Annotated in this window: 11 protein-coding genes and 1 pseudogene; 6 read left to right on the forward strand and 6 right to left on the reverse strand. The window is 71.6% G+C overall.

Annotated features, from left to right (window positions below):
- The first annotated feature begins 27 nt into the window (after window positions 1–27).
- Window positions 28–945, forward strand: coding sequence for an NlpC/P60 family protein (locus ACLJN9_RS09900; RefSeq protein ID WP_410810842.1), 918 nt, complete (start codon window positions 28–30; stop codon window positions 943–945).
- Window positions 946–982: 37 nt separating this feature from the next.
- Here the strand turns inward: ACLJN9_RS09900 and ACLJN9_RS09905 are convergent, their stop codons facing one another.
- The gene (locus ACLJN9_RS09905) at window positions 983–1,981 is read right to left on the reverse strand and encodes a TerC family protein (RefSeq protein ID WP_410811431.1); all 999 of its coding nucleotides are present in this window, start codon (window positions 1,979–1,981) and stop codon (window positions 983–985) included.
- Between the two features lie 395 nt (window positions 1,982–2,376).
- On the opposite strand from ACLJN9_RS09905, the gene ACLJN9_RS09910 reads away from it, so the two are divergent.
- The 3 genes from ACLJN9_RS09910 to ACLJN9_RS09920 are packed head-to-tail and all read left to right on the forward strand — an operon-like array spanning window position 2,377 to window position 4,629.
- Entirely contained in the window at window positions 2,377–3,204 is an 828-nt protein-coding gene (locus tag ACLJN9_RS09910; RefSeq protein ID WP_410810843.1) for an SDR family NAD(P)-dependent oxidoreductase, read from the forward strand.
- Window positions 3,201–4,040, forward strand: a complete 840-nt coding sequence (locus ACLJN9_RS09915) for an SDR family NAD(P)-dependent oxidoreductase (RefSeq protein ID WP_410810844.1) — start codon at window positions 3,201–3,203, stop codon at window positions 4,038–4,040. The genes ACLJN9_RS09910 and ACLJN9_RS09915 overlap by 4 nt, the downstream gene beginning before the upstream one ends.
- Window positions 4,030–4,629 carry a TetR family transcriptional regulator gene (locus tag ACLJN9_RS09920; protein WP_410810845.1) on the forward strand — a complete coding sequence of 200 codons (600 nt, stop codon included), beginning with the start codon at window positions 4,030–4,032 and terminating at the stop codon, window positions 4,627–4,629. Before ACLJN9_RS09915 ends, ACLJN9_RS09920 begins: the two co-directional genes overlap by 11 nt.
- On the opposite strand, the pseudogene ACLJN9_RS09925 reads toward ACLJN9_RS09920, so the two are convergent.
- Window positions 4,626–4,898: pseudogene (locus ACLJN9_RS09925) on the reverse strand (transcriptional regulator); the annotation flags it as partial. The gene ACLJN9_RS09920 and the pseudogene ACLJN9_RS09925 overlap by 4 nt on opposite strands.
- A 128-nt stretch (window positions 4,899–5,026) precedes the next feature.
- On the opposite strand from ACLJN9_RS09925, the gene ACLJN9_RS09930 reads away from it, so the two are divergent.
- Window positions 5,027–5,320 (forward strand): antibiotic biosynthesis monooxygenase family protein, encoded by a 294-nt coding sequence (locus ACLJN9_RS09930; protein WP_410810846.1) that lies wholly within the window; start codon window positions 5,027–5,029, stop codon window positions 5,318–5,320.
- Window positions 5,321–5,430: 110 nt separating this feature from the next.
- Here ACLJN9_RS09930 and ACLJN9_RS09935 read toward each other — a convergent pair whose 3' ends face one another.
- The gene (locus ACLJN9_RS09935; RefSeq protein WP_410810847.1) at window positions 5,431–6,291 is read right to left on the reverse strand and encodes a helix-turn-helix domain-containing protein; all 861 of its coding nucleotides are present in this window, start codon (window positions 6,289–6,291) and stop codon (window positions 5,431–5,433) included.
- A gap of 138 nt (window positions 6,292–6,429) precedes the next feature.
- The gene (gene uvrB / locus ACLJN9_RS09940; RefSeq protein ID WP_410810848.1) at window positions 6,430–8,538 is read right to left on the reverse strand and encodes an excinuclease ABC subunit UvrB; all 2,109 of its coding nucleotides are present in this window, start codon (window positions 8,536–8,538) and stop codon (window positions 6,430–6,432) included.
- A gap of 299 nt (window positions 8,539–8,837) precedes the next feature.
- Here uvrB and ACLJN9_RS09945 point away from each other — a divergent pair, with 299 nt between their 5' ends.
- The gene (locus ACLJN9_RS09945) at window positions 8,838–10,487 is read left to right on the forward strand and encodes a hypothetical protein (protein ID WP_410810849.1); all 1,650 of its coding nucleotides are present in this window, start codon (window positions 8,838–8,840) and stop codon (window positions 10,485–10,487) included.
- 18 nt (window positions 10,488–10,505) lie between these two features.
- Here the strand turns inward: ACLJN9_RS09945 and coaE are convergent, their stop codons facing one another.
- Together coaE and rpsA are read right to left on the reverse strand one after the other, a co-directional pair.
- A complete protein-coding gene (gene coaE, locus ACLJN9_RS09950; RefSeq protein WP_410810850.1) occupies window positions 10,506–11,687 on the reverse strand; it encodes a dephospho-CoA kinase in 1,182 nt (393 codons plus the stop codon).
- 442 nt (window positions 11,688–12,129) lie between these two features.
- Window positions 12,130–13,632 (reverse strand): 30S ribosomal protein S1, encoded by a 1,503-nt coding sequence (rpsA, locus tag ACLJN9_RS09955; protein WP_410810851.1) that lies wholly within the window; start codon window positions 13,630–13,632, stop codon window positions 12,130–12,132.
- Window positions 13,633–13,821 lie beyond the last annotated feature (189 nt).

A 13,821-nucleotide genomic window follows, 5' to 3' on the forward strand; every position in this document is an offset into this window, starting at 1 on the left:
GACGGCCGACACGAGCTGGGGGTTGACGTGGAGCTGCGACCGGGCCGCGAGGCCGTCGTCCGAGTCGCCGTGGCGACACTCTGGTCGTCCCCCGAGGCTGTCCGGGCCGTCGACCGGCCGGCGCTCAGCGCGTGCACCGACATTCCGGCCTGGGTCTCCGGTCTGGACACCGACCAGCAGGTCGGCGACTGCGTGCTGAGCCAACTGCTGCTGGGTGAGCGGGTGTTTCTCAGCGAACTGCGCCCGGACGGGTGGGCGCGGGTGGTGGCCGTCGAGCAGCCGGCCGCGAAGCTGGACCCGCGCGGCTACCCGGGCTGGCTACCCGCCGACCAACTGGCCCCGGTGGACCCGACCGTCGCCGGAAACCCGCTCGTGGTGGACGCCACGGTCGTCGACCTGCGCGCCACGCCGGACGGGCCGGTGGTGCTGCCCGGCGTGGTCGTCGGCACCCGTCTCGTTCCGGCCGGCCCGACACGCGAGGGCTGGCAGCCGGTGCACGTCCCCGGTCACGCCGCGCCCCTCTGGCTGCCCGACGGCCAACTGGCACCGGCACCGTCCGAGCAGCCCACCGCCGTCGCCGCGCTGGCGGTGGCGCAGCGGCTCCTGCACGTCTCCTACGTCTGGGGCGGGCTCTCCGCCCACGGCATCGACTGCTCCGGGCTGGTGCACCTGGCCTGGCGGCGGTTCGGCGTGCTGCTGCCCCGCGACGCCGACGATCAGGCGGTGGCGACCACTCCCCTGCCGTTCGGCGCGGAACGACCCGGCGACCTCTACTTCTTCGCCCGCCCCGGTCGGAAGATCCACCACATCGGGATCGTCACCGCCGCCCCGGGCGACCACGGGACCCGGCGGATGCTGCACGCCTGCTACCGACGACGGCGGGTGGTGGAGGAGCCGCTGCCGGCCGAGCGCACGGCCACCCTGGTCGGTGTGCACCGGGTCTGACCGGCCGGGCGCGTTCCCGCACCCGGCCGGTGGAGGCTCAGCGCCGTGTCCCGGCCAACTCGCGGCGTCGGTCCCGAGCGGACTTCATGAGGCTGGCGATCGTGGCGACCAGCAGGGTGCCGAGGATGACCAGTAGGGACAGCCAGATCGGGATGTGCGGCGCCCAGCCCACGTGCTCCCCGCCGTTGATGAACGGCAGGTTGTTGTCGGCCAGCGCCTCCAGCATCAGCTTGACCCCGATGAAGCCGAGCACGACGGCCAGCCCGTAGCTCAGGTAGATCAGCCGATCCAGCAGGCCCCCGAGCAGGAAGTAGAGCTGGCGCAGGCCCATCAGCGCGAAGACGTTCGCGGTGAAGACCAGGTACGGCTCCTGGGTGATGCCGAAGATCGCGGGAATCGAGTCCAGGGCGAAGATCAGGTCGGTGGTGCCGATCGCGATCATGACGATCAGCATCGGGGTGAAGAGCCGCTTGCCGGCCGAGTGCGTGGTCAGCCTCGCGCCGTCGTAGTCCTTCGAGATCGGCAACGCCTTGCGGCTCCACCGGATCAGCAGGTTCTCGGAGAACTCGTCCTCGTTCGGCTCACCCTGCCGGGCCAGGTTGACCGCCGTGTAGATCAGGAACGCGCCGAAGATGTAGAAGACCCAGGAGAACTGCGAGATCAGGGCGGCGCCGGCGGCGATGAACCCACCGCGCATCACCAACGCCAGCACGATCCCGACCAGCAGCACCTTCTGCTGGTACTGCCGGGGCACCCCGAAGCGGGCCATGATGATCACGAAGACGAAGAGGTTGTCCACCGAGAGGCTGTACTCGGTGAGCCAGCCGGTGTAGAACTGCCCGGCCGAGCTGGCCCCGGCGGTCAGCCAGACACCGACGCCGAAGAGCAGGGCCAGACCGACATAGAAGGCGACCCAGAGGCTCGATTCGCGCACACTGGGCTCGTGCGGACGCCGACCAATGATCAACAGGTCGACGAGCAGCACCGCAGTCAGTGCGACGAGAGTCCCCGCCCACACCAATCCGGACACGTCCAACGTCCATTCCTCCGGCAGACACGCGGCGTCGGCCACACCGTACGCCCTGGCGGGGTCCGGCGTGCCGCTGACGCTCACTCTGGTGGCTGTCGGAGGTCTCTTCCGCCGCCGCCCGCGAACGGAACGGCGACCGACGGCGCCGGGTCGGGACGCCGGTAACCGGCGGCCGACCGTGCTGACGACTCCGTCGCGAGGGAATACTCCCCTCCTCGGTAATCATTGTTGCCCACCACGCGCCGTGATCACACCCCGGGTGTCCGGTGGTGCTGGCCACCCGCCCGGCGGGAATAGCCGTCCGGCACTCCCTGCCGCAGTGCCGGTCGGTCCGCCGGCAATGCGGAGGATCTGTCGAGCTACGATGTAAGTATCTTGTTACTTATTAGGAGAGGTCGACCATGCAACGGGTGTTCTTGATAACCGGCAGTTCCCGCGGGCTGGGGCGAGAGTTGGCACGTGCCGCGCTCGCCGCCGGAAACCTGGTGGTCGCCACGGCCCGCGACTCAACCGCCGTGCAGGACCTTGCCGACGCTCATCCGGACACCGCCCGGGCGATCACCCTGGACGTCACCGACCCGCAGGCCGCCGAGGCGGCGGTGCAGGTCGCGGTCCGCGACTTCGGCCGGCTGGACGTCCTGATCAACAACGCCGGATATGCGAACGTGGCCAGCATCGAGGACACCAGCCTCGCCGACTTCCGGGCGCAGGTCGAGACCAACCTCTGGGGAGCGGTCAACGTCACCAAGGCGGCCCTGCCGGTGCTCCGCCAGCAGCGCGGTGGTCACGTCGTCCAACTCTCGTCGGTCAGCGGTCGACTGGCACCGGCAGCCGGGCTGGGCGCGTACGTCACGGCGAAGTTCGCCCTGGAAGGTTTCTCCGAGGCGCTCGCCGTCGAGGTCGCGCCCTTCGGTGTGCGCGTGAGCATTGTCGAGCCGGGCGCGATGGCGACGACCCTCGCAACCTCGATGACGTTGCCCGAGCCCGAAGCCCACTACGCCGAGGCGCTGGCTCCGATGCTCAACCTCTACGGCGGCCCGCAGGCCGGCCAGTACGGCACCGATCCCGCTCGGGCCGCCGCGCTGATCCCGGGTCTGCTCGATCTACCCGAGCCGCCACTGTGGTTCCCACTCTCCGCCGACGCCCTCCACTACATTCGGGCCGGCGAGCAGCGCAAGCTCGCCGAGTTGGACCGCTGGGCCGACCTGAGCCGGTCGGTGAACGCATGAGCGCGGTCGAGGCCGGCATCATTCCGATCTCCGACTTCGCCGGTCGGACGGCGGTGGTCACCGGAGCGGGATCGGGTATCGGCCGGGCACTCGTACGCGCCTTGAGCCGGGCGGGCGCGAACGTCGTCCTGGCCGACCGGCACGGCGAGGCGATCACGGCGGTGGCCGAGGAGATCCGCGCCTCCGGCGGACGGGCGTTGCCCGTGCCCACCGACGTGGCGGATCCAGCGGCGGTGGACGCCCTCGCCGAGGCTGCCTACGCGGAGTTCGGTGCCGTGCACGTCCTGTGCAACAACGCCGGCACCTCGACGGTCGGTTACAGCTGGCAGACACCCCTGTCGGACTGGGACCTCGCTCTCGGCGTCAACCTGATGGGCGTGGTGCACGGCATCCGCTCATTCGTTCCGCGCATGATCGACGGTGGAGACCCCGGCCACGTGGTCAACACCGCTTCGATGGCAGGTCTGATGCCGGTGCCGATGAAGGCTCCGTACACCGCCTCCAAGCACGCGGTGGTCGGCCTCTCCCAGGTGCTGCTCGCGGAGTTGCGGGCCAGCGGCACTCCCATCGGCGTGTCGGTGGTCTGCCCCGGGGCCGTCGCGACCTCGATCCTCGAGGAGGAGCGCGCCCGATACGCCGGAGCACCAATCGCGTCGGCCGCCCAGGATGTGCTCGACCAGCTGAAGGACACAGTCGACAACGGGATAGCCCCCGACACCGCCGCGGACATCATTCTCGGCGCGATCCGCGCTGGCCGCTTCTGGTCGTTTCCCAACGCACACGACTACTTCGGCCTGCTGGACCAGCAGCACGACGCGATGCTCCATGGCAGCTGAGACGGGTCCCGCGCGTCCGGCGCGCGACGCGGCGAGGACCCGGCGACGGATCCTCGCCGCGGCCACCGACGAGTTCGCCGCGTTCGGTCTCGCCGGTGGGCGTACCGCGCGCATCGCCGAAGCCGCGGCGGCGAACCAGCGCATGCTCTACGCGTACTTCGGCAACAAGGACGGCCTGTTCGACGCGGTCATCGAGCACCACGTGCTGCAGGCGCAGGACAGCGTCGGCTTCGACGCCACCGACCTGCCCGGCTACGCCGTGGAGGTCTTCGACTTCTACCGCGGGCACCCGCACCTGGTCCGGCTGGCCCTGTGGCAGACCCTCGAACGACCCGACCTGATGCGGACGCTACCGCTGGTCGTGCGGGCGATGCGGGACAAGGCCGAGGCCGTCGCCGAGGCCCAGACGGCCGGTCTCGTCAGCACTGTCCTTCCCGCCGACCGCCTCCTGGACACCGTGCTGACGCTGGCGCACGGCAGCATCACCGCCGCCGGAAACGCCGCCGACTGGACCGACACGCAACGCGAGGACCTGCACGCCGCCGTGCTCCGCCTGGTCACTCCCCCGGCCCGACTGACGGGAGGCTAGCGCGCGTCGGGCGCGGCGATCGGGTCGGTGAGCGACCAGCCGGCCGCGAGCAGCGCGTCGCAGGCCGCCACCGCCCGGCCCAGCCGCTCGGCGTGCGGTCCGGTCAGCTCCACCATCGGAACACCGCATCCGGCCAACTCGGTGCGGAACCGCTCGGTCATCCAACTCCGCAGGTGCTCACCGCCGCGCAGCCCGTCGTCGGCGAAGGGCACGTTCCGGTGGTCGGTCAGCAGGTACAACGCCGGCCGGCGGGCTGCGGCCCGGACCTGCGGCGACGCGGTGCCGAGGTAGCGCTCCTCCCAGACGGCGGTGGCCCGCGCGTCCGTGTCGGGTTACCTCGGGCGCCGGAACAGACCCTGGGCCGCAGCAGGCTTCTCCACCGTGGGAGGCTTCCGGCATGGTGCTCGAGGTCGCGTTGATCGACGTTCTGCCCGGACACGAGGACGAGTTCGCCGCCGCGTACTCCCAGGGCCACCCGGTGCTCGCCGGGACACCCGGCTGCCGGTCGGTGCGGATGACCCGGGGCATCGAGTCGCCGAGCCGGTTCGTCCTGCTGGTCGAATGGGACTCGGTCGAGGCGCACAACGAGAACTTCCGGGCTACCGAACGGTTCGAGCAGTGGCGCGCGCTGATCGGGCCGCACTTCGCCGGGCCGCCGCTGGTCGAGCACTTCGTCGACGTACCGGCCTGAGGGCAGCTGTCGTACCCCACGGTTAGCGTGCCCACCGCACGCGCCGGCCGCCGGTCCCGACGGGCTCGGGGGCGCCGGGCCTGGTGGCCGCGCGGCGCGCAGCCCCAGCCTCACTCCCCGACGCGGCGGGCCAGCGCGGTCACCGTCTCCTCCGGTGACAACGCCGCGGCCAGCAGCGCCTCGGTCATCCGCTCGTACCGGTCGACGTCGAGCGCCGTGGCCAACCGCACGTCGGTGGTCAACGCCTCCAGCATCACCGTCCGCGGGTCCGCCGGGTCGGGAAAGGCATAGCAGGAGTACGGGGTGAGCGGGTGCAGCCCGCCATCGGCCGCTCCGCCGCGGGGCAACAGTCGGACCGTCACGTGGGCCAGGCCGGTCAGGGCGACCAGGTGGCGCAGCTGTTCACGCCAGACCGGGATCGGCAGGTCGCCCGGGTCGCAGGCCGTCTCGGCGAGCACCGCCGTGTAGCGCGGCGGGTCGCTCCGGCGCAGCACCTCCTGTCGCAGCGTCCGGGCACGCACCTCGGCCTCGACATCGATCTCCGGTGTGAACAGGCCGCCGGCGGCGACCCGGACCCGGGCGTACGCCGGCGTCTGGAGCAGCCCCGGCACGACCGCCGGCTGGTACTCGACGATGTGAGCGGCACCCGTCTCCAGCTCGGCGTACGTGCGCTGCCGCTCGCTCATCTCGCCCAGGGTCCTCCACCAACCACGACTGGTGGCCGCGTCCCGGGCGATCACGATCAGCGCGTCGCGGGCCGGCGACGGCACCTGGTAGACGTCGAGGAGATCCAGCACGTCGGCGAGGTCCGGTCGACTCTGGCCCAGCTCGATGCGGGACAGTTTCGACGTCGAGGCCCAGCCCAACCGTTCGCAGACCTGCTCCAGGGTCAGCGCCTCGCGCCGACGGAGCTGACGCAGCTCGGCACCGAGCCGCACACGTCGAATGACAGGACTCGTTGGCAACGGCATCCCCGCCTCCCCATCGAGGGAGAGTACGCAGAATCGGTCACCCAGTGCAATAGCGCGCTCGCGCACCGCAACCGGTCGGCAGCCTTCGCGCGTGCTGACCGGCCGCGCCCAACGGTCGCGGCCGGTCGGAAGCTGTCGCTACTTCACGCCGGCGGCGTCCATGCCGCGCAGTTCCTTCTTCAGGTCGGAGACCTCGTCGCGGATCCGGGCCGCCAACTCGAACTGCAACTCGCGGGCGGCGCCCAACATCTGGTCGTTGAGCTCCTGGATGAGCTGGGCCAGGTCGGCGCGGGCCATCCCCTCCCGGGAGGGGGTGGTGGCAGACCCCCGACTGCGGCTGCGGGTCTCCTTGACCGGCGCCTTACCGCGGGAGAGCTGGCGCACCGCACCGCCGACCCGGGAGTTCTCGGTGTCCTCCGCCTCGCGGTAGATGTCGTCCAGGATGTCGTGGATCTTCTTGCGAAGCGGCTCCGGGCTGATCCCGTGCGCCTCGTTGTGCGCGATCTGCTTGGCACGACGCCGATCAGTCTCGTCGATGGCGTTCGCCATCGACGGAGTGATCTTGTCGGCGTACATGTGCACCTGACCGGAGACGTTACGGGCGGCCCGCCCGATGGTCTGGATCAGCGACCGGCCGCTGCGCAGGAAGCCCTCCTTGTCAGCGTCGAGGATCGCCACCAACGACACCTCGGGCAGGTCCAGACCTTCGCGGAGCAGGTTGATGCCGACCAGCACGTCGTAGTCGCCCTTGCGCAGCTCGCTCAGCAGCTCGACCCGGCGCAGCGTGTCGACCTCCGAGTGGAGGTAGCGCACCCGGATGCCGTTCTCGAGGAGATAGTCGGACAGGTCCTCGGCCATCTTCTTGGTCAGCGTGGTGACCAGCACCCGCTCGTCCCGGTCGGTGCGCAGCTTGATCTCGTGCATCAGGTCGTCGATCTGGCCCTTGGTCGGCTTGATCACGACCTCCGGGTCGACCAGACCGGTGGGCCGGATGACCTGCTCGACGAACTCGCCCTGGGCCTGCTCCATCTCCCACGTGCCGGGGGTCGCGGACAGGTAGACCATCTGGCCGACCCGCTCGAGGAACTCGTCGAAGCGCAGCGGTCGGTTGTCGGCCGCGCTGGGCAGCCGGAAGCCGTGGTCGATGAGCATCCGCTTGCGGGACGCGTCGCCCTCGTACATGCCGCCGATCTGCGGGATCGTCACGTGCGACTCGTCGACGACGGTGAGGAAGTCGTCCGGGAAGTAGTCGAGCAGGGCGTGCGGCGGGCTGCCGGGCTGCCGCCCGTCCATGTGCATCGAGTAGTTCTCGATGCCGGAGCAGAAGCCCACCTGCCGCATCATCTCGATGTCGTAGGTGGTGCGCATCCGCAGTCGCTGCGCCTCCAGCAGCTTGCCCTGCCGCTCCAGCTCGGCGAGCCGCTCGGCCAGCTCGGCCTCGATGTCACGGATCGCCCGCTCCATCCGCTCCGGGCCGGCCGCGTAGTGGGTGGCCGGGAAGATCACCAGCTGGTCGACCTCGCGGACCACGTCACCGGTCAACGGGTTGAGGTAGTAGAGCTTCTCCACCTCGTCGCCGAACAGCTCGATGCGGACCGCCAACTCCTCGTACGCCGGGATGATCTCGAGCGTGTCGCCGCGGACCCGGAAGGTGCCCCGCTGGAAGGCCATGTCGTTGCGGGTGTAGCGGATGTCGACCAGACGGCGCAGCAGCTGGTCGCGGTCGAGCTCCTGGCCGACCTGCACCCGGACCGCCCGGTCGAGGTATTCCTCCGGGGTGCCCAGGCCGTAGATCGCCGACACCGTGGCCACCACGATCACGTCGCGCCGGGTCAGCAGGGACATCGTCGCCGAGTGCCGCAGCCGCTCGACCTCCTCGTTGATCGAGGAGTCCTTCTCGATGTAGGTGTCGGTCTGCGGGATGTACGCCTCGGGCTGGTAGTAGTCGTAGTACGAGACGAAGTATTCGACCGCGTTGTCCGGCAGCAGCTCGCTGAACTCCTTGGCCAGCTGCGCGCAGAGCGTCTTGTTCGGTGCGAGCACCAGGGTCGGGCGCTGCAGCCGCTCGACCAGCCACGCGGTGGTGGCGCTCTTGCCGGTGCCGGTCGCTCCGAGCAGCACGGTGTTGCGGTCGCCGCGCCGAACCCGACGCTCGAGGTCGTCGATGGCGGCCGGCTGGTCGCCGGCCGGCTGGAAGTCACTGACGACCTGGAAGCGGCCGTCGAGCCGTGGGATGTCGAGCGCCATGACGTCAACGGTACGCCGGAGGTCCGACAGGAACGGCCGTCACGACGGGTACGTGATCAGCTTCAATATTCCCATTGTGTGGCGCATGTCACCGCGGCTAGGCTCTCGTCGTAGGCCGCTCGCGGCGGCCGACCGGGCCGGTGGCCAGGCCGTCATTTCGGCCGGCCGCCCCCGGCACAGCGGTCGCAGCACCCGGCGCGTCCGGCGTGCGCACCCGTGTGGTCGCGCTCGAGGCGCAGACCGGCCGCCGCGAGCGCCCCTGCTCGTCACCCCGGTGCCACCCCACCCGTTTCACATCCGTGGACACCTCTGCGAACCCGGCGCCCGACACCGACACCGGGAGCACGTCCCCGCCCGACGGCACCGACACGAGCCGGCCGGGCACCTGGTCAGCTGACCGGTCCACCACCGGCCGCCACCGCACCGGCCCGGCCGCCACCGCCGACGTCACCGACACCAGCCGCCCCGGCAGCAGCGTCGACCCGGCCGTCGACAACGCCGGACCGGCCCCGGCCAGCCGCCGACGGCGGACGGTCCTGATGCTGCTCGGGCTGACCGCGGCGACGTCCGCGACGGGACTGGTGATCGGGCTGCTGAGTTGGGCCCCCGACCCGCCCGAGCCGGCCCGGCCGCTGACCACGGCCGAGGGCGAGCGCTTGGCCGCGATGCGGGTCACCAACCTGCGGGACCTGCGCGCCGGGGTCCGTGTCACGCTCGGTGCCGAAGCCACCCGGACCGAACTCGTCGGCTGGGTGGACTGGTCGCGGACGCTGCTCTACCTCGATGTGGGTGGTCCGGGCGCGGGCACCGAGCGTGGGCTGCTGCAGAGCGCCGGCCACGTGCTGGTGATCCGGCCGGACCCGACGGCGGTGCCCACTCCCGCCGCGCCACCGCTGGTGCCTCCGACGGACCGGTGGCGGCTGCACCGACTGGCGCCGGGCGCGAGCCTGGCACCCGTGCTCGACCTGCTGCGCGGCCTCGCCGCCGACCGTCCGGACCCAGCCCCGGCGCTGCGGGACAGCGGTGCCCGCTGGATCGCCCGGGACACCGTGGCGGCCGGGCCGGTGGACATCTTCGAGGCGCCGCTACCCGCCGGGACATCCCCCGCAGGCAGCACGCCGGGCAGCACGGGAAACAGCCACCCGGACCGGCCGCCCCGCTACTGGCTCGACCAGGAGTCGCGGCTGCACAAGCTGGTGGTCGGGCTGCCCGGTGTCGGCCCGGTCACGGTGACACTCAACCGGGCCGACCGGCCGACGCTGCGCCCGGTGGACGCGCTCGGCGGCCGTCCCGGCCAGCCCCGCGCACTCACCGACGCCGAGCAGAACCGGCTGGACCGGCTGCCGACCCGTCTGCGCGCCCAGGGCGGTGCCGCGCTGACGCTGACGACGCCGACGGGCACCGACACCAACCTGCGCGGCACCGGCTGGTTGAGCTGGGCCGCCCGCACCGCGTACCTGTCCGTCGCCGACCTGGGCGTACCGGATCGCCGGACCCTGCTCTGGCGGGACAGCACCGGCCTGGCCCGGGCGGACGTGCCGGCAACCGCCGGTGGCGGCACCGCGGAGGCGCCCGGAGGGCCGCCGCTGCCACCGCCGGTGGGAGGGTGGCGGTTCACCCGGTCCGGAACGGACGACCTGAGCCTGCTGGTCGGCGCCGCGGTCGCCGCCACCGGTCCGTCCACCCAGCGCGGTGCGGCCGTACGGGTACGGGAGGACGTCATCGGTGGGCGGACAGTGGACGTGATCGAGTTGCGCACCGCCGACGCGCGGCTGCGCCACTGGATCGACCGGGGCGGGTCGCTGCGGCGGCTGGAGCTGTACACGAGTTCCGGCGCGTGGGCGCAGCTGGACCTCGATCCCGCCGCGGTGCCCCGGCTCGCCCCGGCGCCCCGCGCGCCGACAGCCGCCCGACCGGTCGGCGGGACCCGGCGTCCCGGCACACCCTGACTCGCCGGGCCGGGCTCCTCAGGGCCGCCAGCCGGTCTGCGCGGCCCACCGCTCGGCCCGCAGGTACTCCTCGTCGAACCATGGATCACGGGTCGTACCTGGTCCCTCGACGTCCGGCGCCGCGTCGACCAGCTCCCGCTTGAGCAGCAGATAGGCGGCGCGCCGGTCCGGGTCGGCGCGGAGGTGGTCGCGCAGCAGCAGCGCGTACCGCCAGCCCGGCGAGTCGGCCGCTCGCACGTGTAGGCGTACCGGGCGGGCCGGGTCGGCGCTGCCGTGCAGCCGCTTTCCCCACCGGCCGCTGCCGGCCGGGCGTGGATCGTCCCACCAGTGCCCCGGCACCCTCGGGAACCCGGCATTCGCCAGCCGATCCGCCAGGGTCCCGTCGGCGTCGCCGAGGCCGGGAACGGCCACCTGCACGTCGATGACGTCCTCGGCGGCGAGACCGGGCACCGCAGTCGAGCCGATGTGGTCGAGCCGCAGGTCGGCCGGGGCGAGCGCGTGCCGGATCCGGGCGGCCAGCCGGGCGTACTGCTCGGGCCAGCTCGGGTCGGTCTCGGCCAGGTCGACCCGGGCCGGCGGAGCCACCCGCCGCTCCCGCAGGTTGCTCTCGTAGGGCACCAGTCGCTCGCGCCAGAGCCTGTCGACGGCGGCGTGCAGCTCCGCGAGGCTCGCGTCGTTGGTCAACACCACGTCCGCCGCCGCGCGACGACGCGCGTCGTCGGCCTGCGCGGCGATCCGCCGCTCGGCCTCCGCGCGATCCATCCCACGATCGCGCGCCAGCCGGTCCAGTCGGGTCGTCACGGCCGTGCGCACCACGACCACCAGGTGGTACGTGGGCGCCAGACCCACCTCGACCAGCAGCGGTACGTCATTGACGACGATCGCGTCCGGTGCCGCCGCAGCCATCAGTTCGGCGGTACGGGCACGGACCCGGGGATGGGTGATCGCCTCGAGCCGCCGGCGGGCGGTCTCGTCGGCGAACACCACCGCGCCCAGTGCGGCGCGGTCCAGCGCGCCGTCGGCGTCCAGCACCCGCCCGGAGAAGGTGGCGACGATCTCGGCCAGGCCATCGGTGCCCGGTGCGACGACCTCCCGGGCAACCTGGTCGGCGTCGACCAGCACCGCACCCCGTTCGACCAGCCGCGCGGCCACCGCGCTCTTGCCCGACCCGATACCGCCGGTCAATCCCACCCTCAGCACCGGACCAGTCAACCGGATCACGAGCGTCGCCGCCAAACCGCCCCAAGCTCGCCCCCACGCCGCCCCGCCCCGCGCCACCCCCGCGCCACCCCGCGCCACCCGGCCACGCGGGCCCGCCCCGCGCCCTCCCGCGCCGCCCCGCGCCCTCCCGCGCCGCCCCCGCGCCCTCCCGCGCCCTCCCGCGCCGCGCCGGCCCGGCCCGGCCCAGCCCCGGCCCGGCCCCGGCCCGGCCGCATGATCACGCTCGATCCTGGTTGTAGTGCCGTCTCGGTAACCGCAACCCCACTACTTCCTGGATCGAGCGCGATCTTGAACGCGGCGCAGCCTTCCGCGCGGGCGCAACCGTCCGCGACGACTCACCGGCCAACTGCGGGTACGGCGAGGGCCCCGCCCCCGGCGATCGGAGAGATCGCGGGGACGGGGCCCTTCGTCGTTCAGCGGGTCACTTACCGCCGGCGAGCTTCTCCCGCAGTGCGGCGAGCGCCTCGTCGGTGGCCAGGGTGCCGGCCGGCTCCTCGGCCTGCCGGCTCGGAGCCGGGCTGCTGGACGAGGAGGTGGTGCCACCAGCGGCGGCCGGGACGACCGGAGTCGGGTTGGCAGCGGCCTCGGCGTCGGCGGCCCGAGAGGTCTGCACCTGCTTGGTGTGGGCCTCCCAGCGGACACGAGCCTCGGCGTACTGGTTCTCCCAGGTCTCGCGCTGCTTGTCGTACCCCTCGAGCCACTCGCCCGTCTCCGGGTCGAAGCCCTCGGGGTAGATGTAGTTGCCCTCGGTGTCGTACGTCGCTGCCATGCCGTAGAGGGTGGGGTCGAAGTGCTCCTCGCCCTCGACGAAGCCCTCGTTGGCCTGCTTGAGCGACAGCGAGATCCGGCGGCGCTCAAGGTCGATGTCGATGACCTTGACCATGACCTCGGAGCCGACCTGGACGACCTGCTCCGGGATCTCCACGTGGCGCTCGGCCAGCTCGGAGATGTGGACCAGGCCCTCGATGCCGTCGTCCACGCGGACGAACGCACCGAACGGAACCAGCTTGGTGACCTTACCCGGCACGATCTGCTGGATCGCGTGGGTGCGGGCGAACTGCCGCCACGGGTCCTCCTGCGTCGCCTTCAGCGACAGCGAGACGCGCTCGCGGTCCAGGTCGACGTCCAGGACCTCGACCTCGACCTCCTGGCCCACCTCAACGACCTCGGACGGGTGGTCGATGTGCTTCCAGGACAGCTCGGAGACGTGCACCAGACCGTCGACGCCGCCGAGGTCGACGAACGCGCCGAAGTTGACGATCGAGGACACGACGCCCTTGCGGACCTGGCCCTTCTGCAGCTTGTTGAGGAACTCGGTGCGCACCTCGGACTGCGTCTGCTCCAGCCAGGCCCGGCGGGACAGGACCACGTTGTTGCGGTTCTTGTCCAGCTCGATGATCTTGGCTTCGAGCTCCCGCCCGACGTACGGCTGCAGGTCGCGCACACGCCGCATCTCGACCAGGGACGCCGGCAGGAAGCCGCGAAGCCCGATGTCGAGGATGAGACCACCCTTGACCACCTCGATGACCGAGCCGCGGACGACGCCGTCCTCGTCCTTGATCTTCTCGATCGTGCCCCAGGCCCGCTCGTACTGTGCCCGCTTCTTGGAGAGGATCAGACGACCCTCCTTGTCCTCCTTCTGGAGGACCAGGGCCTCGATGTGGTCACCGACCGTCACAACCTCGGCGGGGTCCACGTCGTGCTTGATCGACAACTCACGAGAGGGGATGACACCCTCGGTCTTGTAGCCGATGTCGAGCAGGACCTCGTCCCGATCGACCTTGACGACGGTGCCTTCGACAATGTCGCCGTCGTTGAAGTACTTGATGGTCTCGTCGATCGCGGCGAGGAAAGCCTCCTCGGAACCGAGATCGTCGTGGGTGACCCGGGTGGCGCTCGAGGGGGCCTCGATGCTGCTCGTCATGTGGGCGGTTGCTCCGGTCGGATGGGTTGTCACAGCAGGCTGGTGTCGCAGTGACCTGTTCGCGCCAGCGGATCCGTCGTCGGGCACACCGAACGATCACAGTGAGATCATGATGTAGCTCCGTCGACCGCGCACCTGCTCCCTGCCGAGACACACGATCCGCGAGCGCATCGTCTAGCCTACCGTGCG

It is taken from the genome of Micromonospora sp. 067-2, assembly GCF_046549295.1.
Lineage (GTDB): Bacteria > Actinomycetota > Actinomycetes > Mycobacteriales > Micromonosporaceae > Micromonospora.

Coding starts and splice junctions, on each gene's coding strand:
- ACLJN9_RS09910 (WP_410810843.1), top strand. CDS start 2,377: ATGCAACGGGTGTTCTTGATAACCGGCAGTTCCCGCGGGCTGGGGCGA.
- ACLJN9_RS09915 (WP_410810844.1), top strand. CDS start 3,201: ATGAGCGCGGTCGAGGCCGGCATCATTCCGATCTCCGACTTCGCCGGT.
- ACLJN9_RS09920 (WP_410810845.1), top strand. CDS start 4,030: ATGGCAGCTGAGACGGGTCCCGCGCGTCCGGCGCGCGACGCGGCGAGG.
- ACLJN9_RS09930 (WP_410810846.1), top strand. CDS start 5,027: ATGGTGCTCGAGGTCGCGTTGATCGACGTTCTGCCCGGACACGAGGAC.
- ACLJN9_RS09935 (WP_410810847.1), bottom strand. CDS start 6,291: ATGCCGTTGCCAACGAGTCCTGTCATTCGACGTGTGCGGCTCGGTGCC.
- uvrB (WP_410810848.1), bottom strand. CDS start 8,538: ATGGCGCTCGACATCCCACGGCTCGACGGCCGCTTCCAGGTCGTCAGT.
- rpsA (WP_410810851.1), bottom strand. CDS start 13,632: ATGACGAGCAGCATCGAGGCCCCCTCGAGCGCCACCCGGGTCACCCAC.